We start from the raw sequence: 24,733 nt of genomic DNA on the forward strand, positions 1-24,733 counted from the left end.
CCTTACCCCTTTCCGAGAAGCTGATGCGCCGCACTAAAGCCGGGGAGCAGACCCTGTGGCCGGAAACGAATCAGGACAATGGATACAATCAGGACAATCGCCGACGCGAGTGACGGATCGACGCGATAGCTGAGCAAGGTCTCGATCGTGCCGACAAAAGCGCTGCCGAGTATGCTGCCGGCCACCGAACCGATCCCCCCCAGCACGATCACGAAGAACGCCTTGGCAAGATAGGACACCCCGAGATGGGACTCCACCGACACCATGGGCGCCACCAGAACACCGGCGAGCGAAGCGAGCGCGGCGCCACCACAAAAGGCCACCCGATTCAGCCTTCTGGTATTGATGCCGACAGCTTCGGCCATCGCCGGATGTTGAATGACCGCACGCAGCTTCGTACCAAAACGCGTCCGAGTGAACAGCACCCAGCATCCAGCGGTAGCAGCCAGTGCCACACCGATCACGAACATCCGATAAGCAGGATAGCTGCCGCCCGGTACGTCAACGGTTGCGTTGAACGGCGCATAGACCAGCATCGGCTGAGTGCCGAAGATCAACTCGATCGCCCTCTGAACGATCAGGCTGACCGCGTAGGTCGCCAGTAGCGTATCCAGTGGACGGTCATAGAGCAGTCGGATGACGAAGCGCTCGAGACACCACCCGAGCCCCGCGCCGACAATCGGCGCGGCGAGCAGCCCAGCCCAGAATGCGTGTTGACCTCCCACGGACTGCGCAACCGCCAATGTGTAAGCCCCCATCGTCACCCACTCGGCATGCGCGAGGTTCACGATATCCATCAGGCCAAACACGATCGCAAGACCCAATGCCACAAGCGTAAGCACGCTAACGTAACTAAGAATGTTTAAGATCGTCGCCATTACTCCAAATCCTGTATTCAATGACCGCCCAACCCACCCAGCCCGCGCCAGGCGTGTGACAGCGAAGCCCACCAAGACGACACAGAGATGATGCATGCCGCCACCCAAACTAAGTAATGCTTAGCCTGCAGACTAAGAAATACTTAGCAAAAAGTCCATTAAAAATTAAGAAACTCTTAGGATGCGTCGGACCTTATCGACATCCTCGATCTTCCCCAAGCGTCTCAGAGAGGCACGTCTACGCTCGGGCCTGAGCCAGGAACAGCTCGGCATCGAAGCCGGAATTGATGAATTCTCGGCAAGCGCACGCGTGAATCAGTACGAGACCGGCAAACACGCGCCCAAGCTTCAGACGGCCCACCGTCTCGCCCGAGTACTCCACGTCCCAACCAGCTTCCTATACGAAGGCAATGACCTCCTTGCGCGGCTTCTCGTCGCGGCTGCACCGCTCCCGCAGGACAGCCTAGAAGCACTTCTCGAATACGCTGAGCGACTGTCACGAACCGCCGCCTCCTGATTCCCGACAACGCCCGAACTAAGAGTTACTTAGCAAACCGGGCAATCGATTCCTGGACACTTGATGCATGTCCAGCGACTCGACCGTCACCTCTGTGTTTTCAAAACGCCTGAAGCAGGCGCGGTTGCGTACCGACCTCACCCAGGAACAGCTTGGCATTCTGGCTGGAATCGACGAATTTTCCGCCAGCGCTCGCGTCAACCAGTACGAGAAGGGCAAGCATGCTCCAACCGTACAGACCAGCCAGCGGCTCGCCCGAGCGCTTCTCATTCCGACAAGCTTCCTGTACGAGGAGGACGACTTGCTGGCCAACCTTCTCCTAATTGCTGGGCGACTGAGCAAAGAAAAGAAGCGGGCCCTAGTCGCCGCGGCAGAATCGCTCGCGCAAGAATAGCCCGTCACTCCCGTCGGTGAATAGCCCAACCACTGCGCACTTTATCAGGGCCCTTGGAGACGAAGTTCGCACACGTCGCCAAACAAAGAAGCTTACCCAAGTAGGCCTCGCGACGCGGGCCAACGTCCATCCGAACACGATCTCTTTGGTTGAGCGTGCCCAAATAGTCCCCAAGATCGACGCTCTGCTTGCGCTTGCTGCAGCCCTCGATACCTCTCTCTCGCAATTGGTTAGAGCAGCAGAGACTCGAGCAGATCTTCGCCAGATCCCGTCGGCCTCACACAAACAACAACCATGAGCCTCTCGCCGGCGGCGATCGGCCAGTCGTTACTCACAATCAGTCCGCCAACGATCGCCGCTGCCTTGGAATAGAACCTCGCCGGCCTCGACCTGACGCGATGAACCGCCACGGAGATCGGTCGGACCGGTACACGCGCAGCTTCGATCTTGACGTCTATTTATTATCATAAATTTACGATCGAATATCTCACCTGGTCAAGCGACAAAATGTCAGCGTTTACCCCGGCAATTCCCTCCAAGCTCCCCGCCTACGTACCCTCTCGATGAGCACCTCGACACTCTTTTAGTTCATTTATTGTAATTAACCGGCGCATTGTGACTGACATGTCGTGAACTTCGGCGGGCATGCGCAGACCATGCGATGGCGGAACCGTGCTGTCGGTGGATGCCGCCTCAGGACGCGTCGCGGCTCATCTGCGTATCGAGTTCGGAGTCGAGCACAAGCTTTTGCCTCAACGCGGCATGTACTTTCCGCAGTTGTGCCTCGGCCTCGTCCATATGCGCGGCCATCAGGCGCTCCACTGCCTGAGCATCGCGCCGCCGTGCAGCCTCGAGAATTGCACGGTGCGCAGCGAGCGTCGTACGGCCGAACGCCTGATAGTCACGCTGCGTGACGTTGCCCGCCACAATCACCAGCGAGTGCAGCATCTGATTGATGATCCGGCAAAGGCACCGCAAAAACGCGTTCGGATGAGCCGCGGCCAGCACGTCGTGAAAATGGATATCCTCGCAGCGCTGATCAAGCGCCTGCTCGTGGCCGGCCACAAACGGCTCGCACACTGAAATGCTGCGCTCGAGTGCTTCGAAATCTGCATCAGTCAAATGCGCTACTGCGCCAGCAGCGACAATCGGCTCGAGCGTGCGTCGCACCGCATAAAGCTCCTCGAGCGTGACGTTCTCGAAGAACAAATAGTTCTGCAGAGCTTGGAATGCCCGCGCAAGCGGCACACGCGTAATTGTGGCGCCTCCCTCGGGGCCTGTACTGAGGCTCACGAGTCCCTGCACTTCCAGTGCCTTGAGCGCATCGCGCATTGAGCCGCGGCTCACGTTGAACATCTGCTGTAGCTCAGCTTCCTTGTTCAGTCGCTTGCCCGGGCGCACCCGCCCGTCGTTAATCCAGCCCTTGATCAGCTCGGCCACCTGATCGCCCCGCTTGGTCGTACGCGGGCCGCGTTTGTCCGGCGGCATAGATTGCGTTTTACGCGTTGCTCGTTGTCGTCCTGCCATGTTAGTCACGTCCGTGGTTGGCCAGCGTCATCCAATATCGGCGCATTATCGGGCATCCCTGTCGTCGCTGGCGAAAATCCGTGGCCGGCCTCACCCAACGCCACCCTCCCTAGGTTGGGAGGTAGCCAACCCTCCCTCAGATGCCTACGCTGCATGTCACACGGCATGGACGCCGCGCAAGCATGTCGTCCATGCCACGCCATCGGCCGGCGCGCGTGCGCCATTCGGAACGATCGGACATGCCAGACGCTCTGCAAACATCACAACCGTGCCATGAGGTCGCAACGCTTAAGGTGGCCTTGGCAGCCTCCGGGCTGGATCTCGATCGCCTATACGCGCAAATACGCGCACATCGCGACGAAGCGGATCGTACCGGACAAATTCCTGCAACGTTCTGGCAAGGCGATACGGTCCGCGCTTTGAATCTGAATCTCGTGCCGAGCCAATTCGGGGGATGTCCCGGGGTGCAATCGCTCGTCTCACGCGTGATGTTGATGGAATATCTGGGCTACGCGGACGCCGCGCTCGCGCTGGCCCTGCCCGGCCCAGGGCTTGCCATGCCTCCGGTTCTCGCGCTCGCCAACGAACAGCAGCAGGCAGCATTCTTCGCAGGCTTTCACAGCGACGCGCCACGTTGGGGTGCGTTTGCGATTACGGAGCCCGATTGCGGGTCCGACGCAACAGCCATGCGGACGTCGGCCCGCAAAACCGCGCACGGCTGGGTGCTCAATGGCACCAAATGTTTCATCACGAACGGCGCGCGCGCGAACACGATCATCACGTTCGCAACGGTCAACCGCAACGCGGGCCGCTTCGGCATCCGGGCATTTCACGTCGAGCACGACACGCCGGGGTTCTCGGTCATGCGTGTCGAACATATGGCCGGGCTGCGGGCCAGCCAACTGGCCGTGCTGTCGTACAGCGATTGCGAAGTGCCTGACGATGCTTGCCTCGCGCGCGACGACCAAGCGTCATTGAGCGATGCGTTTTCCGGCGCGCAACGGTCATGGGACTATTTTCGGCCGCTGCTCTCCGCAGTGATGGTCGGCACGTGTCGGCGGGTACGTGACGAACTCACAGCCTATTTCGAATCAGGCTCACATCCGGCCGACCTGCGATGCACTCCCGGCGACGTCGACGTGCATCTTTTGGATCTCGACCGGCATATCACGACCGCGCGCCTGCTCTGTCATCACGCCGCATGGCTCGCAGATCAGGGCCAGCCGAGCGCCATGCACGCCTCGATGGCCAAGGCATACGCCGCACACGTGACAGCCCACGTCACTCGAGCAGCACTCGCGCTCGTTGGGCTTGGCGGTATCGCGCATTGTCCATCGCTCGAACAATGCTGCCGAGACGCCAAGGCGTTCGACATCATGGAGGGCACCGGCGACATGCAGCGCCTGATGATCGCCCGCGCTGCCCAACGCGCGCCGCAATTGCCGTGGGATTCCACTTCAGACGCGCTTGCACATTCGGCCGCCTTGCCGCGTGCATGACCTCACCTGCCCTTCATACCGGAGACGTTCATGACATCCAATTCTGTATCAAATCGCCCTGACGATATTGCTACCGCCCTCAAATCCTGTCTGCTGTCAACGCTCGGCACGCATCTGAGCGCCGAGCTCATCGAGGGCGACACAAACCTTTTCGACCTTGGTGTCGATTCAATGAACATGACCGAACTTCTGCTGCAAGTGGAGCAGCGCTTCAAGTTTGTGCTTGACCCTGAAGATCTGAGCAGCGACCTCTTCCTGCGATTCGACAACCTGGTTGCATTCGTCGCCTCCCATGTTTCCTCGAGCTGAGTCCAGGGCTCCGGCGCCCAGGATCGTCGCCACCGCTCAGTACATTCCATTCGCACGCAGCGCGCACCCTACACGCACCGACGTGAGCTCGCCACTGCGGCAATGCCCGCTTGATTCCGTGATGCAAGCGGTCTATGGCGACACACTGCGCTGGCGTGATGAATGTGAGACCGAACGCGCTCCGAAGGCGCCTTCGCCGCCTACGCTTTCAGATGAGCTCTTCGTAGCAGAGTCGAATCTCTCACTGTCCGACATGGCACTATGCGCGGCACGCCTGTTGTATGACGGTGCCTCACAACCTCCCCGGCCAGACCAGATAATCGTTTGCTCGACCAGCTTCGAACACGATCTGGCATTGTCCTGTGCGGGACGTTTGCATCACGAGCTGGCATCGCGTCGCCCGCCATTCGCGATCGGGCAGCTTCAGGACGTCTCGTTTGCAACGGCGCTCGATCTCACGCTAGCCATGATGGATGCGGACATCGAGCTCAATACCGTCCTGATTGTCGCGGCCGAGCGCTGGCTTCCGCCCTTTTCTCGGTACGTTGACTTACACACGCGCCTCGCCGATGGAGCCGCTGCCGCTCTCCTCACACGCCATCCGACACCTGGCTGGCGCGTGCGCGGCCTGACCATCTGTACGCCGGCCACGCCCAGCAGCTCCAGCGTCATCGCAACGCCTGTCGATTCCGCCACGCTTATCGGCGCCATCAACAAGGCGCTGGCACGAGCTGCCTGTCAGGCCACACAAATGGACTGGATTGTCCCAGCGAAGACGGATAACCGACTATTGCGCAGTATCCGTGCGCACGGTGACTTGCCGCTTGAGCGCATCTGGCTCGCAGATGACACGCCCGGCCACCTTTGCGCAGCACACACACCTGCGCGTCTTGATAGCCTCACGCGGGCTGTTTCTCCGCGCGATGGCCAACATCTGCTTGTATGGTCTACGGGATTTCACGGCCAAGTCGCCTGTGCGATTCTTCAATTCTGCGAAGCACCATCATGAGAACGAGTCCCTTCTCGCTTTCCGCGGTCGCCCACTGTCTGCCGGCTCAAACCATACACGTAAATCAGTGGGTCGAACGTTGCGGCCTGTCTGACGCGAGCGCTCGTGCGCTACGCGATCACGGTGTGGGGCAGTTCCACGACGCCGAGGGTGGGTCCCCAGCAAATCTGGCCGTACGTGCTATCACGACACTTTTGCGCGAAACCGCCACACCGCGCTCAACAGTCGATGCCCTCATTCACACGCATACGATACAGACGAGCGCGCTCGCGCCACCTGCCAGTACAGCCCATTACATTCAACGCCATTGCGGACTGAACCGGGCATTGACGTTCTCCGTCACGCAGCAGCAGTGCGTGTCTCCGATGGCAGCCATCCGGATACTGCTTGCGCTTGCGGCGCGATACCCCACTATCGAGCGCGCCATCATCGTGTGTGCGGACGTCATTGGTTCGGGCTGCGATCGACTTCGTGCGATTGGGGACCTTGCGCTGCATAGCGACGGCGCATGCGCGTTGCTACTTGAACGAGGGGCCGGACACAACGTCATCGCCAGCTTGCATCTATATACCGATGCGCGCTTCTTTCGCGGGACGGACGACACCTTGCAGCCGATTCCAGACGATCGGTACTACTGGTCGGCCTTTACCACCATGCGCGCAGCTATTCGCCAGGCAAACATCGCACCGGATGACATCGCGTACGTATTGCCTCACCACGTCAATCTCCCCGGCTGGGCACGGTTGATGGGAATGCTCACCATTCCCGAGGCGCGGCTATTCATCGCGAATTTCGGCACGGTCGGCCACGCATTCGGCGCGGATCCGTTCATCAATTTCGAGACCTGTCGCAACCAGCAGGCCGGTGAATGGTCGTTGCTTTTTTCTAGTGGTATGGCCGGCTGCTTCGGCGCCCTGGTGATTCGTCATTGACGAACACCGAGCATCTTCCTCAACCCGACGACGCCATTCCATACCATGCGAAACATACTCGACCTCGTGCAGGCAGCCGCATATCAGGCACCCGATTCGCACGCGATCGTATTCGGCGATATCCACCTGAGCTACCAGGAACTTGCCGAGCGCGCATGTGCACTTGGCGACGCGATCGCCTCGCTCGGCATCGCGCCTGGCGCACGTATCGGCATCTTTCTGGAAAAGCGCATCGAAACCGTCGTGTCGCTGCTGGGTATTGCCGCCGCAGGCTGCGTTTTTGTGCCGATCAATCCGCTGCTCAAACCGCAACAGGTCGCACATATCCTGCACGACTGCGGCGCGATCTGCCTGATTACCAGCGCAACGCGTGCACGCTTGCTAGCCGAGAACGGGCCGCCCGCCCTCACCCATACGATTCTCACAGAAGCCCACGATGGAACGGCACCTACATACGACGGGACTGCACGGGTCCATCGTTGGAGCGAGTGCTTCGCTCGGGCGGCTATCGACACGCAACGAAAAGCATCCGATGTCCCGACATCGGGCATTGACACGGACCTCGCGGCCATTCTCTATACATCCGGCTCGACGGGGCGACCCAAGGGCGTCATGCTCAGCCACCGCAACCTGCTCGAAGGTGCGTGGAGCGTCGCTCATTATCTGAACCATACGTGCGCCGATCGAATCCTGGCCGTCCTTCCGCTTAGCTTCGATGCAGGCCTGAGCCAACTTACGTCGGCCTGGGCAAGCGGCGCCACCGCTGTCCTTGTCAATTATCTCGGCCCACAGGACGTGATAGAGGCCTGCGCGCGCGAGCGTATCACCGCAATCACGGGCGTGCCTCCGTTGTGGATGCAACTGGCCCATGCTCGCTGGCCCGATGCAGCGTGCGCCACGCTGCGCTACTTTGCCAATACCGGTGGCCGCATGCCCAGGGCAGTACTGCAAGGCCTGCGTGCGCTGTTTCCACATGCCAAACCCTACCTCATGTATGGTCTAACCGAGGCGTTCCGCTCGACCTACCTCGACCCCGCCGAAGTCGATCACCGCCCTGACTCGATCGGCAAGGCCGTGCCCAATGCACGCATCTTGGTCGTGCGCCCCGATGGTTCGCCGTGTGCGCCTGACGAACCCGGCGAACTTGTACACGTCGGCGCGTGCGTCACGATGGGCTACTGGGGTGATGCAGCGCGAACCTCCGAGCGCTATCGTCCCTCGCCCGAGCATAAACCTGGCGGGGCTGCGCCAGATACCGCAGTCTGGTCTGGGGACCTCGTGCGACGCGATGCGCACGGCTTTCTGTATTTCATTGCGCGCAACGACGCGCAAATCAAGAGTTCCGGCTACCGGATTAGCCCGGAAGAAATCGAGGAAATCATCCACGAAAGTGGTCTTGTTTCCGAAGTCACCGCCGTGGGTGTACCCGATGATGCGCTCGGCGAGACGATCACGCTGGTCGTCGTGCCGGCAGTCACGCCGTTTCTCGCCCGAACGCTGCTGTCGTGGTGCAAGCAACGCCTGCCCAGCTACATGGTGCCGCATCGCATCATCGTTCAGACGGACATCCCGCGCAATGCCAACGGCAAATTCGATCGCGTAGCCTTGCGAGACGCACTCGTGAGCGCGCCGAACAACCAAGCGAGGCCAATATGAATCGATCATTGACCCGCCGCCATGACGTCCTGTTCGCCGACAGTATCGATGTCACACGGCTTGCCAATCGTGCAGGTTCCACACCTTTTTTCGTCTATGCGCGCGCCGCAATCGATGCCCGCGTGTGCCAGTTGCGTGCAAAACTGCCAGCGTCGATACAGTTGCATTACTCGATCAAAGCCAACCCAATGCCTGCTGTCGTACACCATCTGACCACGCGAATCGACGGCTTTGACGTGGCCTCCGGCGCCGAGTTGGCATTGGCACTCAACGCAGGCATGCCGCCTGATCAGATCGGCTTTGCAGGTCCGGGCAAAACACGTGAGGAGCTACGGTGTGCAGTGGCCAGCGGCGTGAACGTGCACATCGAATCGCTCACCCAACTGCATCTGGTGGCAGCCCTTGGCTGGGAGCTGGGCCTGCGCCCGAACGTGACAATTCGCGTGAACCCGGATTTTCAGATAACGCATGCCGGCATGCGCATGGGTGGGGGAGCAACTCAATTCGGCATCGACACCGAACAGGTCCCGGCGCTACTGCAAGAACTGGGCACATGTGACCTGACACTGGCGGGCTTTCACGTCTTCTGGGGTTCGCAGTGCCTGCACCCGGCTACCATCGTCGAAGCACAGCGGCGCAGTGCCGAGCTCGTCATGAAGCTCGCATCCGATTTGCCACTGCCGCCCCGGTACGTGAATCTGGGCGGCGGTTTTGGCATTCCCTATTTCGAAGGCGAAGTGCCGCTCGATCTCGATGCCGTCGCCCAGCCAATGCACACCTGGCTCTCGCGCATGCAACGCGCTTTGCCCGGTGTGCGCCCCGTGCTCGAATTCGGGCGCTACCTGGTCGGCGAGGCCGGTGCCTATGTATGCCGCGTCATCGATCGAAAAGTTTCACGCGGCACCACCTTCCTTGTCACCGACGGCGGCCTGCACCACCACCTCGCGGCCTCGGGCAACTTCGGGCAGATACTGCGCCGCAATTTCCCCGTGGTACTCGGCAATCGGCTCGGCGATACACCAACTGAGCGATGTCACATCGTCGGCTGCTCGTGCACTCCGCTTGATCGCATCGTCGACGACGTGCTGCTCCCCAAAGCTCAGATTGGTGACTTCGTTGTCGTTCTGCAATCGGGTGCCTACGCGCGCTCGGCAAGTCCCAGGGATTTCCTCAGCCATCCCGAAGCAATCGAGATGCTCGTCTGACACCGATGACTCACACCCAATACGGAGAGAGCCATGATGCGCAACCCTATACCGTCATCGTCCGATCTGGTGCCGCCGACATGGGCCATATCTGACGATCAGCGCGCACTCGTCACCGCCTGCCAACGCTTCGCTCGAGACCAGCTCGAGCCTTTGCTCGCTGCTCCGCCGTCGCAAGCGGGCTGGCGCGATATCGTCACGCATGCAAGCTCGCTGGATCTGGGAACCATGATTTTGCCGACGTCTCTCGGTGGTATGGCCATCGGCCAGCACGATCTGTGCGGTATTGTAAGCACGTTGTCCTGTGGTCCGATTGAACGCACAGTACAACTCACTCAGAGCATTCCGGCGCTCATGACGCTGCGCGCATACGACATGCTCGACGCGCTCGCGCCTCATCCCATCGGTGACTACTTTAACGGCACGTGCGCGATCGCGCTTACGGTGCCGGATTTTCACGCCGCCACGCTCTGGCATCTGCACGATCAAGATTGCGCGCCCGTTGCACCACTGATGCTCACACCGCACGCCCGCGGTCTCGCCCTCATCGACTCGGCCCATGGGGACGCTCACGCATGCCGCCGCTGCCTCGTTGTGCTTGGCGCTCTTTCTCTCGAGCAATGGCGCTGCAACGGCACACTGTGCGCCGCCCCACTCGCCTCGATCGATCAGTGTGACGCGCAAAATGACTCTCCCTCGCAGACATGGCTCACCAACATCGCCCTGTACGTGTCGGCCTTGCTCAGCGGTGCCATGCAGCACGACGTTGCATTTGCACTGCGCTACGGAGCCGAGCGACGCGCATTTCGCAAGCCGATCATGCTGCATCAGCGCGTGGCCACCCGGCTGGCCGACATGCTCATTGCAACGCAAGGCACGCATCTCTTCTTGCGCGCGCTCACGCTTGCCGAGCCGAGCATATCAATCGCGCACGTCCGCCAGCTGGTCCGTCACATTGCAGCCGAATCCGTGGAGCTCACTCATGAGCTTGTTCAATTTTGCGGCGCACATGGCTATGTCTCAGGGTTGCCGCCCGCTGCGCGCCTGACGACATGTCACTGGTTCGCGATGTTGCTCATGCGTGTCGATACGGCGCTCGCTCAGCTCATGGCTCGACATACGTTCGACTCAACCACTGGCGCATCGGCATGAATGCGCACCAATACTCCCACGATCACCACTTGTGCGAACGCCATTCGGGCAGATCCGCGACGTTGCCACATGAGTGCTGGCTGCGCGAAGCAAATCGCGACGACATTCGCGATATCGCCGATTGGCTTGCGCGTCCGGCCATTGCGCAGTGGTTTGACTTCGGGCTCGGTCGACAATCGCTTTCCTTACTGGCGGTCCAGGCGATGGCGCAAAGTGATCGACATCGGCTACGCGTATTTGGCGTACGCGGCACGGACCACCCAAGCGGACTGGTCGCGATCAGCGATGTTACTCACCGGTTTGGTCTCGGCTCCTTCTGGGTGCTGCGCGACTCCACGCGCGCCGCATGCGCGAACATGACGCTCGCAGCTTCGAGACAGGTGCTTCGAGAAGGTTTCGAGTGTGATCAACTGCATTGCATTGGCGCGTGGGCGGCGCAACGCAATATTCGATCACGGCGACTGCTCGCACGTTTGGGGTTTCGCCTCATCGGCTTGCAACGCGATTGCCATGTCATCGACGGCCAACGCATGGGGCGTCTGCTCTACGACCTGCTCCCGCAGGACCTAAGCTTGCCGACGCCAATATGATGCCCCCGGTCGTCACCGCACTGTGCTCCTACGTGCCGCCCATCATGAAGCTCGACGAACAGGTATCGGCCATTGAGCCCACCGCGACGAGGCCGCTTACCGGCTGGGATGCATGGATGGCCTTGTGGCGCACCGAATGCACACCGCTCGGGCCGACAGCAATGCCTCGTATCGGTCCGGGGGATGGGCCTCCGCGTGCGCCGGTCGCCCACACCACCGATCTGTCTGGGCTTGCGGCATACGTCACGCGGGCGATCTGTGCTGCTCGGCCTCGCGCTGCCGCGCGGGTTGACATCGTCATTTTTTGCCACAGCAGTGTTGACGAACATATCTCGACAACAACCGCAGGGCGTCTGGCAAGCGTCGTAGGCGCCCCGCGCAGCCCGTGTTTTTCGTTCTCGATTTCGCAGCAGGGCAGCACTGCCCCATTCACGGCCTTACGACTGGCGCAGGACTTGTTCGTCGCCGAACGCGACCTACATACGATCCTGATTGTCGCCGCAGAGAAGTGGGTGGCACCGTTTTCTCGCCACACTGGAACGGGCCCACTGCAAGGGGACGCAGCAGCCGCCCTCCTTCTGGAACGCTTTGGTACGAGCACGCGCGGCTTGCGCCTCATCGACGCTCAAACCCATCCTTGTCCGGCACCAAGCGACGACTCGCCGCATCGCCACGCGCATCCTGACTCATCTCACCTTCAAACGATGCTGCAATTGATCGCCGCGCTGCTCGCAAAACACGCGATTGCCCCGTGCAACGTCACCGCCGTCGGACAACGCCACATGCACGCGCTTGCAGCTGCACTGCAGCAGGAACTCGGCATCGCCTCGCTTGCAGGCGTGCACACGCACGATGCGAATCTCGGTGCAGCGGATTCGATCGAACAATTGACGAGCATGGCCCAGACGCATACCTTCCCATCACAGCACACCGTCTTGCTATGGAATATCGCATCATGCGGCTACGTAGGCTGCGCGCTACTCGACGCACATAGTGCGCCTTTGCTCGCGCGCTCCCTTGGCGCGAACTCCTCATGGTAGACACCTCAATCGGCATCCCGTGTGTCGCCTACCACCTTCCGGAACATGTCGACTGCGTTCGCCACTGGGCACGTCGCACCGGCCAATCCGCTGCTGTGGTGGCAAAGCTCGAGCAGGCCGGCGTACGCAATTTTCACGTGGCACGCGGGCAAAGTGCCTTCAGCCTCGCGATTCAAGCGGTCGACTCGCTGCTGCGCAATACACCAATCTCGCCCGAGTCAATCGACTGCCTGGTCTACACTCACACGCTGCAGGGCAGCATCGCCCCGCCACCGGTGTCTTTGCCGCGGCAGCTATGCGAGTATTTCCGCCTTGTAGGCGTCCCGTCGTTCTCGTTTGCCCAGCAACACTGTGCGTCCTCGCTCGGTGCGTTGCGCATCATTCGTGCAATGTTCATCGCACATCCCGCCATCCATCGTGTACTGCTCGTCGGGGCGGACGTGATGCCTATGGAGACCGAACGCGCGATGGGCACGTCAGGGCTGCTCGGCGATGGCGCATTCGCCGCGTTGATCGAGCGCCACGCGCGCACCAATCGCCTCGTCGCACTGGCCACGCATGCGAGCGGTCGCGGCTGGCGCGGAATGCTAGGACAGACCGAAGCGAGTTTCCTTGCGCAGTACCAGCTCGTCGCGCGAAAGCTCATCACGAAAGTCGCCCAGGATGCACACATTGCGCTCTCCGAGCTCGATCGCATCTTGCCGCCTCATCTGAATCAGCCTGCGTGGCGGCGTCTCGTCCAATCGATGAGGCTGCCACCCGAACGCCTTTTCGCGCACAATTTTTCCCGTATCGCACACGTTACGGTAAGCGATCCATTTATCAACCTGGCCGACAGCGGCCCACTCGCGCCCGGCGCCCCCTTGGTGCTCTATGCGCAGGGCGTAGGGGGATTTTCAACTGCCGCATTGCTGATTCATTAGATGCGCACACTCCACACCCGATCGCCCCTGGAAGCCCATGGCTTCATGCCATGCAGCCGCGGACCGACGTGATATACGCGAGTGCGCGGGTCGATGTATCAAAACATTACATTTTTATGGCTGTGATACGGCTGCAAGCGACTACACTTGCTTTTTGCATGGCGATCAATTGGTCAATAGCAGAACATGCGCCACCTGCAATCGCCACGCATTGTGCTGCTTCAATCCCAAACGACGCACGTCCGGCCACCGCGCCGCGCACCAGTGCGCGAAGTTCCTCCGAGGGCCTCCAGTGGATCGAGTCTGTCAACGCGGCGCGGGTGACACACCCACCGTACCGCAGCCTTTAACATCAAGCCTGGCCGGCCGATGGGCACCGCTGGCCACCGCCTTTCTCAATACCGTGGACCTGTCGTCTTTGCTGAAGTTGTTCGGTGACGTGTCCGCTTCGTTGGGCTTCCCACGCTTTGCCATCAGCCGAGTCTCTCGAAGACACACGGGAAACGGCCGCGCGATGGCAGTCGAGACGCTTTGCGCACGCTATCCGGATCATTGGGTCGCCCATTACGCGCAACGAGACTACGGTCCGGTCGATCCGGTCCATCGGATGGCGTTTGCCCGTGCCACCCCCTATCGATGGGCCGACATCAGAGGCTTGAATCGCATCGAGCAACGCGTGCTCGGTGAGGCACGCGACGCGGGATTAACCAGTGGCGTGAGTATCCCGCTTCGCGAGACCAACGGCGACATCCTGCTGGTGAATCTCGCCAGTCCGTCGCCGGAGATCAAGACAGAAGTCCACATGCGGCTCGCGAGCTCAATTGGCGCGCTCTTTCATCAAGAGCTCCATCGATTGATGAAGCCCCATCGGCCTGAGCCAGCGCTTGAACTCTCCCCGCGCCAACAAGAGTGCCTTGCGTGGGTTGCCCGGGGTAAATCGTCATGGGCGATCGCCTCCATTGTCGGCATATCGCCCCATACCGTTGACTACCACATCGCCGAAGCGATGAAGATTTTAGGCATCAACAGTCGAACCGCGGCAGCTGTGCATGCCGTCACAACCGGCTTGATCCACGTGTAAGCGGCCAGCAGGACCGTCTGCGGTAGTTCCTCCTGCCGGCCGTCCTACCATCGGCCGGGCCTCATTGTGGACTCGTGGCGCCATCAGCACATTCGGGCTTATCCGCGCGTGCCCGCACAATCGCATGCATCGCGAGGGCGACTCGCTACCGGCGTCCTGTCAACTTCATCGGCGTCGCACCTCCCCACCTAACTAGTTCCCCTCACCTCACGCGCTTGATAGCGTGGCATCGGCTATTTCGTGTGAGGGGAAAATCGTGCCATCCATCTTCGCTGGCAGTTTCGACGACATGCCAACCATGATGCATCGACGCCTCGGCGTGTTCCGATACGACGTGTTTGTAGGTCGACTGGGTTGGCAGTTACCCGGAGCGGACGCGACCAGCCTGACTGAATGGGATCAATTTGATCGCGGTCGTACGATTCACGTTGTCTCGGTCGATCAGGCTCAGCACATTTGCGGGTGTGCACGATTGATACCGACCACACAGCCGTATTTGCTCCAGACACTGTGCGCGCCTTCAGCGGCTCTGCACTTGCCACGCGCGCCCACGGTCTGGGAGCTGTCGCGGTTTGCCGCCCGCTGTGGGGCGAACCCGACCATGCGCGCATCGACTGGAATGCAGCTGTTTCCATCGATTCTCGCAATCGCCGCGTCACTGGGCGCCACATGCGTCATCGGTGCCATGACGCGCGCCGTGGCACGGCTTTACCAGCGTTGCGGTCTGGCGCTCCAACTCCTCGACACTGCCGAAACCGCAGATCGTCCAGCCTACCTGATCGGTGCAATCGAGATCACCCGATCGACGTTCACGAACCTGGGGTGCGACGCGCACGAGCTGTTGGCCGCCGTGACACGGCTCGGCGCCCATGCCACATGAGTGGCACTTTCGATGTCAGTGCCCCCGCCCGATACCAGCGGCCATTGACAGGCCGCTGGCCGGTGCCAAACACCGCTTCGGAGCAGAAACTGACGCGGCATCTCGGCGAGATTCCGCGCCGCGCCGCGTTTGAACACACCCGCTCTGCGCGAACCCGCTACATGCGCGGGCCCGCGCGATGATGTCGGCGATCGGCATCTTTCACCCAGTCCGGCCGAATCGCGGACGCATACGCCTGAGCAGTACGCGATGCTTCGCCATTGGCCTGAGCAGAAAACCCAAGGCGCTCGTCGATGGCGCGCGCCACGGTCGACGATTTTGGCAGGCGTCGAGGATCACAATCGGCCCAAAACGTGAACATGTTCTCGAACAACACGCCCAAGATCGTGGTCGTATAAGGCAATTCGACCGTGACGAGCTTGCCGGGCAAATCAGCTTGCGTGGGCAAACCAGACATTGGCATTGTGGCGCCGCCCAAGCCCGTGCACACCGCCCGAAGCTCGCGTTGCAATCGCATCTCGACATCGCAATGGCTGACGGAAGAATTGACAATTGCACGGGTCAGATTAGCCAATTCCCGGGTCTTCAGTTCAAGGCGGTTGTGCAATCGACCGACTTCCTGTTCTGCTCGCCGCACGCGCGCTTGCAGCACCGAGCATTCGTCGGGCGACAGCGAACACTGCTCATTCGTATAGTCAGCCTTCTCGGGGCGTTCCATGCGTTCACCTCTTCACGACCATGATCACCTCGGCACTGAGCCGCGCCGGGATCAACCTACTCAAAAGCGGTAACACCGCGCGCAAAAACCAACTCAATCGCTACGCAATCGATTGCAATGTCGCCGCATATCGTTCGCCGGTGCACCGATGCAGTGTTTGCTGCGGAACGATGCGTCGTCAACTACGAGACTATGGAGGTCAGAAGCGTGAGGTTTTCCGCGACAATTCATTCGAACGCACGCACCCCCGCTTTCGCAAGCCGGTTTAATCGGCCGTACGTGCCGATCTTTTCCAATTGCGACGCGAGCTCATCCAATAGGAGTCGATTCGATGCCAACGTATCTCGAATTGAAGGCGCAAGCTGAACAGCTCAGAGAACAAGCAGAACAGGCCCGCCTGGCTGAGCTTGACATCGTTCTCGCAGAAGTTCGCGCGCGCGTGGCCGAATACGCGCTGACTCCCGAGCAGGTCTTTGGGCGTCGGCGCAGCGCATCCGCCACGCAGGTCGCCCAATGTCGTATCCAGGCCCGGTATCGCGATCCGAAAACAGGCGCGACGTGGAGTGGCCGCGGTCGAGAACCCGGCTGGATCAAGGGCAAAAAACGCGAGCGATTCTTGATCGAACAGGCCTAGAGAGCACCACGAGGTTTTCCGTCCCGGCTCGTGTCGCGCACGCAGGGTACATAAATAAGTTGCATTGAGCGGGCACAGCGCACAACGTCTCAGGACAACGCTCAACGCATTGATACGGCCCCTGCAAATTCGCGAAGCACATGCGTTAAAGACGTGGAACGGCACTGATAGGCTGAGCGGCACCCACTCGAGACACGCCATTGCGTCAACCTTGATGGCTTGCGGCGCATCCCTATAAACAGGGCACGAGAGAAGATCGGCCAGCTCATATCGGACAGGTCCGATTGGCCCGGCGATACGCGGCTCGTACACTCGGGCGCATGATTTCGCTGATCCAGTCCTCCTTCGATACGGCGCGCGGTGTCCTCACGCATGTCGCGCGCCGCCCTTCGTTCCTGCGTAAGCTCGACATCGCGGTGCTCGCGCTGATTGTCGCGAGCGTGCTCGTCGTGATGGCCGATAGCGTGCAGGCGCTGCACGCGCAATACGGACACGCGCTCTACGCGGCCGAGTGGGCGTTCACACTGCTGTTCTCGGCCGAATACCTGCTGCGCCTTTGCACCGCGAGAAAGCCGGCCGCATATGCGCGCAGCTTCTTCGGCATCGTCGATCTCGTGTCGGTGCTGCCGACCTATCTCGCGTTCTTCTTCCCCGGCCTGCATGCGCTGATCGACGTGCGGCTGCTGCGTCTGCTGCGCGTGTTCCGCATCCTCGGGCTGTCGATCTATCTCGAGGAAGGGCAGATGCTGATCCGGGCGCTCACGCGCGCGCGGCGCAAGATCTTCGTGTTCATCGGCGGGATGTTCGTGCTCGTCGTGATTCTCGGCACCGTGATCTTTCTGGTCGAAGGGCCCGAGCACCGGATCACGAGCATTCCGGTAGGCGTCTACTGGGCGGCGGTGACGATGAGCACGACCGGCTACGGCGACCTGACGCCCGTCACGCCGCTCGGCCGGCTGATCACGTCGTGCGCGATCCTGCTCGGCTACGGGATCATCGCGTTTCCGACCGGGATCATGGGCGCGGAACTCGTTGCATCGGCGATGGAGCGCAACAGGGCGAACGCGCGGCCGGCCGACGGCGACGGGCCGTGCTGCCCGCATTGCGGCGGTGCGCTCCCCGTGCAAGGTGCGGCGGATACTCATGCGCACGGCCGCGTGCCCGCCAAAGGCCGCGACGCGCGATAGCCGCGGCAAGAATAAGCCCTGTCCTATTCAGCTTCCCTTCCCGCTGGCCGACACTGAACTCATCGAGCGGACGACCGCGACCGATCGCTCCGGGCCGTAACGGCCTGCGCATCGGTCGCAAGCGCCGGCGGTTTTCAAGAAAGTTCGCATGAAACCGCCCACCCAATGCCCCGCTCGCATCCATCATTTCATCGAGGAGTTCACATGATCATTCGCGCTACCCTCGCGACGCTCATCGCCGCCACGCTGACGACCGCCGCTTCCGCCCAGGTGCTTCACGAGAAAAACCTGCCGTTGAATCTCGCCGCCGACATCGCGCAGCAAACGATCCAGGCATGCTCGGCCAGCGGCTACGACGTGACGGTCACGGTGGTCGACCGCAGCGGTATCGAACGCGCAGTGCTGCGCGGCGACAACGCGGGGCTGCATACCGTGGATGCGTCGAAGCGCAAGGCCTATACCGCGCTGTCGACGAAAACGCCGACCGGCACGCTGGCCACGAACCTGCAGAAGAATCCGGCCGCCGCGCAGATGACGGCCATCGACGGCTTCCTGGTGCTCGGCGGCGGCGTGCCGATCAAGGCCGGCGACGAAGTGATCGGCGCCGTGGGTGTCGGTGGTGCGCCGGGCGGGCATCTCGACGAAGCGTGTGCGCTGCAGGGGATTGCGCGGGTACAAGCGAAGCTGATGTAACGCAACCGGCCGCTCCCTGACGGAGCGGCTTTTTTATCGGGCGCCGACACAAACCATGAAAGCGCCCGCTTCTCACCCCGCCTGCCCGCCCAGCATCTGCACGAACGCGGCCAAGCCCGTCAGCATGATCTGCACGCCCACGCACAGCAGCAGGAACGCGGACACGCGCATCGCGACCTTCGTCCCATCGCTGCCGAGATAGCGCGCGAGCGTCGTCGCGCGGCTGTAGATCTGCCAGATCGCGAACGCAACGAGCGCCGCGACCGCCACCGACACGACACCCGACACCAGGTAGTCGCTCGCCGTATGCGCTCGATTGGCATGCAGCGCGATGCCGGCCGCGATCGAGCCGGGGCCGATCGTCAGCGGCACCGTCAGCGGAAAGAACGCGCGCGACATCAGCTTCTGCAGATCGTCGCCATGCATGGCGACGTCGCCGCCGGCCGGGACGTCCGGTGCATTCAGCATCGACCAGCCGGCCACCGCCACCGCGAAGCCGCCGCCGATTCGCAGCGCCTCCATCGAGATCCCGAAGAAGTTCAGCACCGGCGCGCCGACGAAGAAGATCACGAGCAGCGTGAAGAACACATTCGTCGCGAGCTGCTTCGACAGGATCGCGCGCTCGGCTTCGGTCAGCGATTGCGTGCGTTCGAGAAACACGAACGCCATGCCGAACGGGTTGATGATGCCGATCAGGCCCGTGAAGCCGAACAGGATTTCAGGAATCAGGCGCTCGAGCTGCATCGCGATCGTGCTCTCCGGTAACGAACGGGAATAAAAAAGCGGCCAGTCGAGAAGACCGGCCGCGAAGAGGAGATATCTCCATGATCCGGCACACGGGGGGTATGCCGGGCCGCAGAAACTTGATTGTCGGGAATGTGAACCGGGAAGGGAATCAGTCGAGTCTGATTTTGTCGTCGCAGGTCATCAGCATCGCGATGGCCGACCCCGGACAGACACCCTGAAACTGGCTCGACGCCAACAACGGCTCCGGCACCGCTTCGCGGGCGATACGGACGAAACCCTGCCTGACGAAGTAGTCTTCCGCCGTCGTGGTCAACAGCCCGACCGACTGGACGGCATGCGCGCGGCATTGCGCGAGCAAGCACGTCACCAACAGCCGCCCTACCCCGGCGCGACGCGCGTGTTCGACGACAGCGATCGAGCGAATGAGCGCATGGCGTCCGTGAAATTCGATTCCGCCACACCCCACGATGCCGGATGCTCCATCGGCAACGACAAAATGCGGCAGGTGCACGGCGACGCCGGCGGTCGGCAAACCGCTAGCACGAAGCAGCGCCTCGACCGAGGCCAGATCGGATTCGGTCGCTTGACGAAGAAGTGCCATGGTTCCACCCCGGTTTGGGGTGACATCAATCCCTGCGCTCAACACGCTCGCACAAGCCCGATGCGCCGCACCGCGGCGTGCCCGATTGCCCCCGCGTTCATTCGATGGCGATGCTAGATACGCGCTTGATTGACGCGTTTCGACAGTTCTTCCGCGCTTTCCTTCCGCTCACTATACCGGTCGACCAGATACGGGCCGACATCACGCGTCAGCAGCGTGAACTTCACGAGTTCTTCCATCACGTCCACGACGCGATCGAAATACGCGGACGGCTTCATCCGCCCCGCCTCGTCGAATTCCATGAACGCCTTGGCCACCGACGACTGGTTCGGGATGGTCAGCATGCGCATCCAGCGCCCGAGCACGCGCATCTGGTTCACCGCGTTGAACGACTGCGAGCCGCCGCTCACCTGCATCACCGCGAGCGTCTTGCCCTGCGTCGGCCGGACGGCGCCGACCGACAGCGGAATCCAGTCGATCTGCGCTTTCATGATCCCGGTCATCGCGCCGTGCCGTTCCGGCGAACACCACACCATCCCCTCCGACCACGTCACGAGCTCGCGCAGCTCGACCACTTTCGGATGACTGTCCGGCGCGTCGTCGGGCAGCGGCAGGCCGCTCGGATTGAACACGCGCACTTCGGCGCCCATCGCCGTGAGCAGGCGCTCGGCTTCCTCGATCAGCAAACGGCTGAACGAACGCTCGCGCAGCGAGCCGTACAGCAGCAAGAGCCGCGGCGGATGCGTCGAAGGTTGCTCTGGCCGCAGTTGCACGACGTCCGGCACACGGAACAGTTCGGCATCGAGTTGCGGCAGGTCGTTCAGGTAGTCAGCCATGGGTAAATGCTCTCGTGATTTCAAGCCCGGCACTCGTACCAGCCCTTCGACCGGTTGACGATGCGCACGACCAGCAACATCACCGGCACCTCGATCAGCACGCCGACGACGGTGGCCAGCGCTGCGCCGGAATGAAAGCCGAACAGACTGATCGCGGCCGCGACCGCCAGTTCGAAAAAATTGGATGCGCCGATCAGCGCCGACGGACACGCGATGTCGTGCCTTTCGCCGACCGCGCGATTGAGCCAGTACGCGAGCGCCGAGTTGAAGAACACCTGGATCAGGATCGGCACCGCGAGCAACGCGATCACCAGCGGCTGCCTCAGGATCGCTTCGCCCTGGAACGCGAACAGCAGCACGAGCGTGGCCAGCAGCGCGGCGATCGACCACGGGCCGATCTTCGTCATCGCGGCATCGAACGCCGTCTGACCGTTCGCGAGCAGCCGCTTGCGCAGAATCTGCGCGAGGATCACCGGAATGACGATGTAGAGCACCACCGACGTGAGCAGCGTCGCCCACGGCACCGTGATGGCCGACATCCCCAGCAGCAGGCCGACCAGCGGTGCGAACGCGATCACCATGATGCTGTCGTTCAGCGCGACCTGCGACAGCGTGAACAGCGGATCGCCGCCCGTGAGCCGACTCCACACGAACACCATCGCCGTGCACGGCGCGGCCGCCAGCAGGATCAGCCCGGCGATATAGCTGTCGAGCTGTTCCGCCGGCAGCAGCGGTGCAAACAGGTGGCGGATGAAGAGCCAGCCGAGAAACGCCATCGAGAACGGCTTGACGAGCCAGTTCACGACGAGCGTGACGCCGATGCCTTTCACATGCCGACGCACCTCGTGCAACGCGCCGAAGTCCACCTTGACCAGCATCGGGATGATCATCACCCAGATCAGCAGCCCCACCGGCAGATTGACCTGCGCATACGCCATCCGGCCAATCGCCTGGAACAGGCCGGGCAGCGCCTGGCCGAGGGCAATGCCCGCGACGATGCATAACGCGACCCAGACGGACAGATAGCGTTCGAAGAAGTTGATGGCGGGTTTCGCGACCGCCGTACCGGGCGGCGTGATGTTGGACGTATTCATCGGACGAGCGTCGGTCTCGAAGTCGTGGGCGGCTGCGCGTTTCGGCACATCGCAGCGCGCGATCAGTGTTGCGCAATCTCGATCAGCGCGGCCCGGAGTGCATCGTCGCTCATGTGATCGAGCGGCAGCGCCAGCAACTGCAGCATCCGGTAGCCGATCGCTTGCCGTGTCAGTTCGAAGGCGAGACGCTTGCCTTCGTCGCCGCCCGTCGCGTTCGACGGATCGGCGTAGCCCCAGTGCACCTTGATCGGGCTGCCGGGCCAGTACGGGCACGTCTCGGCGGCTGCGCTATCGCACACCGTGATGACGACGCGCATTTCGGGCGCACCGTCGCCGACGAATTCGTCCCAGCTTTTGCTGCGATAGCCGCTGACGTCGACGCCGGCATGCATCAGCGCTTCCAGCGCGAACGGATTCAGCCGGCCGCTCGGCGCGCTGCCGGCGCTGTAGGCCCGCACATCCTTGCCGAGCTTCGCGGCCCAGTGATTGAGCATGCCTTCCGACAGCACGCTGCGCGCCGAGTTGTGGGTGCAGAGGATCAGGACGTTCGTGGTCATCGGCGGGGCGCGCGAAGGCGCGTCAGGATTGACGGGGGCGGTCGATCTTTCCGGAAGGCGAACAGACGGACACCGGCGAGCACGGATTGCCGCCGCAGCAGTTTTCCGTGAGATAGCCGAGCAGCCCGTTCATCGTGTCGAAGTTCGCGCCATAGAACACGAAGCGGCCTTCCTGGCGGCTCGTCACGAGTTGCGCGTGCGCGAGCTCTTTCAGATGAAAGGACAGCGAGGACGGCGGCACGTCGAGCAGCGTGGCAATCCGGCCGGCCGGCATACCTTGTGGCCCGGCCTGCACGAGCGCGCGAAACACCGCGAGGCGCGATTCATGCGCGAGCGCCGCGAGGGCGGCAATGATTTCGTTCGTTTCCATATTTCGATAATAGTCGAAATATGGAAATCGGAAAAGCGACGCCGATACAGGGCGTCGCCGGGACGGTCTGTCCGTCGATATACGCCGCGCGACGCTCGCCGGTCAGTGCCCGATCAACCGCGTGTGGCTCGGCAGTTCGACCGACAGATCGGTGCCGCCCGCGGCGGACCGCGACGTATCGCGCGTCGCGGCAAGCCATTGCGTGAACTCGGTGGCCGTCATGCCGACGGCTTGAGCCGAACTCGATACCGGCGCGGTCGTCGGCGTATCGGCCGCGCGGGCTGCCGGCTGCGCACGCGGCGTCGCACCACGCGCCGCGATCGCCGCATGTTGCGCGACAGACGCATTCGCCGCAGCCTGACGCGCCGCCTTGCCGCGCGACGCCCCGGCGGATTTCGCCGCCGGCCGCGCCGCGGTCCCCGCAACCGGCTTGCCCGCCGAAGATCCGCGATCGGCACGCGCCGGCGCGGCTTCCGCGACGACGGCATTGGACGCGACCGCCATCGCCACCGCCACCGGCTCACCCGCCGAGCCGCTCCCCGCGACGTGCAACGCGCGCGCTTCCGCGGACGCGGTTTGCGCTACCACCATCGCGGCAGCCTTCATCTGCGCATCCGTCGGCGCCGCCCGATCCGCCCGCACGATCGCGACTTCCGCGGCGTGGCCCGTCGCCCGCGCGACTTCCGTCGCCGCGACGGCCGCGGTCGGCGCGGCCGCGATCGCCGCCGAGTAAGCCGCGTCGTGCTCGGCCGCGTGCTGGCGCTCGTCGACCAGATGCGTCGCGAGGATGCACGTCGCGCCGAACAACGCGCACGCCATCAGCGTCAACCGCCAGCGGCGGCGCAGCGGATGCGGGCGCACCCACGCGCGGTTGTCGGAACCGAAGTCGGCCGCGCGAACGGCCTTGGCGGGCCGCGCGGCCTTGGCGACGGTGCTGCCGTCCGTCGCGGGGGCCGGCACGCGGGAAGGGCCATAGATATCGAACACGTGTTGCCGCGCCCGCCGGCTCGCCACGAACGGCCGGCGTCGCCGGCCGTACGGCGGCGGCACATCCGAGAACGGATGCGCGAGCGGAATCGCGTAATGCCCGGTGATGTCCTGCATGCTCATGATGTCAACGACGCATTGCGCGACATCCGCCGCGGCAATCCGTGCTCCCGTAGTTGAACGAATGGCTCCGAGTATCGCCGTCGCCCCGGTTCCGGTAAATCGGACTGCGTCACCTTCGGTCCGATACGGCGGTCAGCCTGGTCCTACCGTCGCGCCCGGGCGCCCGAACGGACGGCGCACGCCCCGCGCGTATCGCGCATCGCCGCCTCGCACCGTCCGTCGAACGCTCAACTGCCCCGATACACCGACACGTACCACGGCGAACACGCCACCGGCACGTGATGGTGTCGCGCCGGATCGGTCACGGCGAAACGCACGGGCACGATGTCGGTCAGCGCATCTGCCACCTTGAAATACGCGCCGAGATGCAGCCGCAGTTCGAACGCGCCGCGGCGCGCGAGCTCGCCGTCCAGCATCGGCGCGTCGTTGCGCCCTTCCGCGTTGCTGACCGCACGCGCGACGAGCGCCGGCGGCTGCTCGCCCAGGTCGAATAGCTCGATCCGCACACCGGTGATCGGCCGGCCGGTGGCAACGTCCAGCAAATGCGTGCTGATGCCCGTCATGTCGTCCTCCCTTTGCGCAGGTGCGGCCGCA

29 protein-coding genes are annotated in these 24,733 nt (G+C 62.4%); 18 read left to right on the plus strand and 11 right to left on the minus strand.

What is annotated here, in order from left to right; translation table 11 throughout:
* Window positions 1-2: 2 nt before the first annotated feature.
* Window positions 3-878, minus strand: coding sequence for a branched-chain amino acid ABC transporter permease (locus MMB92_RS23135; RefSeq protein ID WP_054928408.1), 876 nt, complete (start codon window positions 876-878; stop codon window positions 3-5).
* A 181-nt stretch (window positions 879-1,059) separates the two neighbouring features.
* Between MMB92_RS23135 and MMB92_RS23140 the strand changes: the two genes are divergently transcribed.
* From MMB92_RS23140 to MMB92_RS23150, 3 genes are all read left to right on the plus strand, one after another.
* Window positions 1,060-1,395: a helix-turn-helix transcriptional regulator gene (locus tag MMB92_RS23140; protein ID WP_012493049.1), complete on the plus strand. Its 336-nt coding sequence runs from the start codon at window positions 1,060-1,062 to the stop codon at window positions 1,393-1,395.
* Between the two features lie 67 nt (window positions 1,396-1,462).
* Window positions 1,463-1,789, plus strand: coding sequence for a helix-turn-helix transcriptional regulator (locus MMB92_RS23145; protein ID WP_012338904.1), 327 nt, complete (start codon window positions 1,463-1,465; stop codon window positions 1,787-1,789).
* A gap of 16 nt (window positions 1,790-1,805) precedes the next feature.
* On the plus strand, window positions 1,806-2,087 hold the full coding sequence (locus tag MMB92_RS23150; RefSeq protein ID WP_077021661.1) for a helix-turn-helix transcriptional regulator: 282 nt from the start codon (window positions 1,806-1,808) through the stop codon (window positions 2,085-2,087).
* A 395-nt stretch (window positions 2,088-2,482) separates the two neighbouring features.
* Here the strand turns inward: MMB92_RS23150 and MMB92_RS23155 are convergent, their stop codons facing one another.
* Entirely contained in the window at window positions 2,483-3,316 is an 834-nt protein-coding gene (locus MMB92_RS23155; RefSeq protein ID WP_006491538.1) for an FCD domain-containing protein, read from the minus strand.
* A gap of 239 nt (window positions 3,317-3,555) precedes the next feature.
* On the opposite strand from MMB92_RS23155, the gene MMB92_RS23160 reads away from it, so the two are divergent.
* The 12 genes from MMB92_RS23160 (at window position 3,556) to MMB92_RS23215 (ending at window position 15,592) form a co-directional block, all read left to right on the plus strand.
* The gene (locus MMB92_RS23160; protein ID WP_058902602.1) at window positions 3,556-4,815 is read left to right on the plus strand and encodes an acyl-CoA dehydrogenase family protein; all 1,260 of its coding nucleotides are present in this window, start codon (window positions 3,556-3,558) and stop codon (window positions 4,813-4,815) included.
* A 30-nt stretch (window positions 4,816-4,845) separates the two neighbouring features.
* Window positions 4,846-5,124 carry an acyl carrier protein gene (locus MMB92_RS23165; RefSeq protein ID WP_058902601.1) on the plus strand — a complete coding sequence of 93 codons (279 nt, stop codon included), beginning with the start codon at window positions 4,846-4,848 and terminating at the stop codon, window positions 5,122-5,124.
* 121 nt (window positions 5,125-5,245) lie between these two features.
* Entirely contained in the window at window positions 5,246-6,133 is an 888-nt protein-coding gene (locus tag MMB92_RS23170; RefSeq protein ID WP_230205733.1) for a 3-oxoacyl-[acyl-carrier-protein] synthase III C-terminal domain-containing protein, read from the plus strand.
* Entirely contained in the window at window positions 6,130-7,065 is a 936-nt protein-coding gene (locus MMB92_RS23175) for a 3-oxoacyl-[acyl-carrier-protein] synthase III C-terminal domain-containing protein (RefSeq protein WP_058902600.1), read from the plus strand. Before MMB92_RS23170 ends, MMB92_RS23175 begins: the two co-directional genes overlap by 4 nt.
* A 45-nt stretch (window positions 7,066-7,110) precedes the next feature.
* On the plus strand, window positions 7,111-8,721 hold the full coding sequence (locus MMB92_RS23180; protein ID WP_058902599.1) for an acyl-CoA ligase (AMP-forming), exosortase A system-associated: 1,611 nt from the start codon (window positions 7,111-7,113) through the stop codon (window positions 8,719-8,721).
* Complete coding sequence (locus tag MMB92_RS23185) at window positions 8,718-9,926, plus strand: pyridoxal-dependent decarboxylase, exosortase A system-associated (protein WP_058902598.1); 1,209 nt, start codon at window positions 8,718-8,720, stop codon at window positions 9,924-9,926. Before MMB92_RS23180 ends, MMB92_RS23185 begins: the two co-directional genes overlap by 4 nt.
* 33 nt (window positions 9,927-9,959) lie before the next feature.
* Window positions 9,960-11,078, plus strand: a complete 1,119-nt coding sequence (locus tag MMB92_RS23190; RefSeq protein ID WP_058902597.1) for an acyl-CoA dehydrogenase family protein — start codon at window positions 9,960-9,962, stop codon at window positions 11,076-11,078.
* Window positions 11,075-11,668: a GNAT family protein gene (locus MMB92_RS23195; protein ID WP_277562944.1), complete on the plus strand. Its 594-nt coding sequence runs from the start codon at window positions 11,075-11,077 to the stop codon at window positions 11,666-11,668. Before MMB92_RS23190 ends, MMB92_RS23195 begins: the two co-directional genes overlap by 4 nt.
* A 44-nt stretch (window positions 11,669-11,712) precedes the next feature.
* On the plus strand, window positions 11,713-12,708 hold the full coding sequence (locus MMB92_RS23200; protein ID WP_230878049.1) for a 3-oxoacyl-ACP synthase: 996 nt from the start codon (window positions 11,713-11,715) through the stop codon (window positions 12,706-12,708).
* Complete coding sequence (locus MMB92_RS23205; protein ID WP_080323226.1) at window positions 12,702-13,631, plus strand: 3-oxoacyl-ACP synthase; 930 nt, start codon at window positions 12,702-12,704, stop codon at window positions 13,629-13,631. Before MMB92_RS23200 ends, MMB92_RS23205 begins: the two co-directional genes overlap by 7 nt.
* 37 nt (window positions 13,632-13,668) lie before the next feature.
* The gene (locus tag MMB92_RS23210) at window positions 13,669-14,712 is read left to right on the plus strand and encodes a LuxR family transcriptional regulator (RefSeq protein WP_171984011.1); all 1,044 of its coding nucleotides are present in this window, start codon (window positions 13,669-13,671) and stop codon (window positions 14,710-14,712) included.
* Window positions 14,713-14,968: 256 nt separating this feature from the next.
* Window positions 14,969-15,592, plus strand: coding sequence for an acyl-homoserine-lactone synthase (locus tag MMB92_RS23215; protein WP_277562945.1), 624 nt, complete (start codon window positions 14,969-14,971; stop codon window positions 15,590-15,592).
* Between the two features lie 157 nt (window positions 15,593-15,749).
* Here the strand turns inward: MMB92_RS23215 and MMB92_RS23220 are convergent, their stop codons facing one another.
* Window positions 15,750-16,310: a hypothetical protein gene (locus MMB92_RS23220; protein WP_077021658.1), complete on the minus strand. Its 561-nt coding sequence runs from the start codon at window positions 16,308-16,310 to the stop codon at window positions 15,750-15,752.
* 331 nt (window positions 16,311-16,641) lie between these two features.
* On the opposite strand from MMB92_RS23220, the gene MMB92_RS23225 reads away from it, so the two are divergent.
* The 3 genes from MMB92_RS23225 to MMB92_RS23235 all read left to right on the plus strand — a co-directional run bounded on the left by MMB92_RS23225 (window position 16,642) and on the right by MMB92_RS23235 (window position 18,824).
* Window positions 16,642-16,944, plus strand: coding sequence for an H-NS histone family protein (locus tag MMB92_RS23225; RefSeq protein WP_058902594.1), 303 nt, complete (start codon window positions 16,642-16,644; stop codon window positions 16,942-16,944).
* A 320-nt stretch (window positions 16,945-17,264) separates the two neighbouring features.
* Window positions 17,265-18,131, plus strand: a complete 867-nt coding sequence (locus tag MMB92_RS23230) for an ion transporter (protein WP_277562946.1) — start codon at window positions 17,265-17,267, stop codon at window positions 18,129-18,131.
* Window positions 18,132-18,335: 204 nt separating this feature from the next.
* Window positions 18,336-18,824, plus strand: coding sequence for a heme-binding protein (locus tag MMB92_RS23235; protein WP_058902592.1), 489 nt, complete (start codon window positions 18,336-18,338; stop codon window positions 18,822-18,824).
* A 72-nt stretch (window positions 18,825-18,896) separates the two neighbouring features.
* On the opposite strand, the gene MMB92_RS23240 is transcribed toward MMB92_RS23235, so the two are convergent.
* The 8 genes from MMB92_RS23240 to MMB92_RS23275 form a co-directional block, all read right to left on the minus strand.
* Complete coding sequence (locus MMB92_RS23240) at window positions 18,897-19,568, minus strand: NAAT family transporter (RefSeq protein ID WP_058902591.1); 672 nt, start codon at window positions 19,566-19,568, stop codon at window positions 18,897-18,899.
* Window positions 19,569-19,719: 151 nt separating this feature from the next.
* A complete protein-coding gene (gene arsN2, locus MMB92_RS23245) occupies window positions 19,720-20,172 on the minus strand; it encodes an arsenic resistance N-acetyltransferase ArsN2 (protein WP_277562947.1) in 453 nt (150 codons plus the stop codon).
* Window positions 20,173-20,285: 113 nt separating this feature from the next.
* Complete coding sequence (gene arsH, locus MMB92_RS23250; protein ID WP_277562948.1) at window positions 20,286-21,008, minus strand: arsenical resistance protein ArsH; 723 nt, start codon at window positions 21,006-21,008, stop codon at window positions 20,286-20,288.
* A gap of 20 nt (window positions 21,009-21,028) precedes the next feature.
* A complete protein-coding gene (gene arsB, locus MMB92_RS23255) occupies window positions 21,029-22,102 on the minus strand; it encodes an ACR3 family arsenite efflux transporter (protein ID WP_084751209.1) in 1,074 nt (357 codons plus the stop codon).
* 62 nt (window positions 22,103-22,164) lie between these two features.
* Window positions 22,165-22,659, minus strand: a complete 495-nt coding sequence (locus MMB92_RS23260; protein WP_084751207.1) for an arsenate reductase ArsC — start codon at window positions 22,657-22,659, stop codon at window positions 22,165-22,167.
* Window positions 22,660-22,681: 22 nt separating this feature from the next.
* On the minus strand, window positions 22,682-23,029 hold the full coding sequence (locus tag MMB92_RS23265; RefSeq protein WP_277562949.1) for a metalloregulator ArsR/SmtB family transcription factor: 348 nt from the start codon (window positions 23,027-23,029) through the stop codon (window positions 22,682-22,684).
* A 102-nt stretch (window positions 23,030-23,131) separates the two neighbouring features.
* The gene (locus MMB92_RS23270; RefSeq protein ID WP_062885168.1) at window positions 23,132-24,139 is read right to left on the minus strand and encodes a hypothetical protein; all 1,008 of its coding nucleotides are present in this window, start codon (window positions 24,137-24,139) and stop codon (window positions 23,132-23,134) included.
* 227 nt (window positions 24,140-24,366) lie between these two features.
* On the minus strand, window positions 24,367-24,702 hold the full coding sequence (locus MMB92_RS23275) for a hydroxyisourate hydrolase (protein ID WP_062885167.1): 336 nt from the start codon (window positions 24,700-24,702) through the stop codon (window positions 24,367-24,369).
* Between the last annotated feature and the right edge of the window lie 31 nt (window positions 24,703-24,733).

The organism is Burkholderia sp. IO2, assembly GCF_029522185.1.
In the GTDB taxonomy this organism is placed as follows: Bacteria; Pseudomonadota; Gammaproteobacteria; order Burkholderiales; family Burkholderiaceae; genus Burkholderia; species Burkholderia cenocepacia.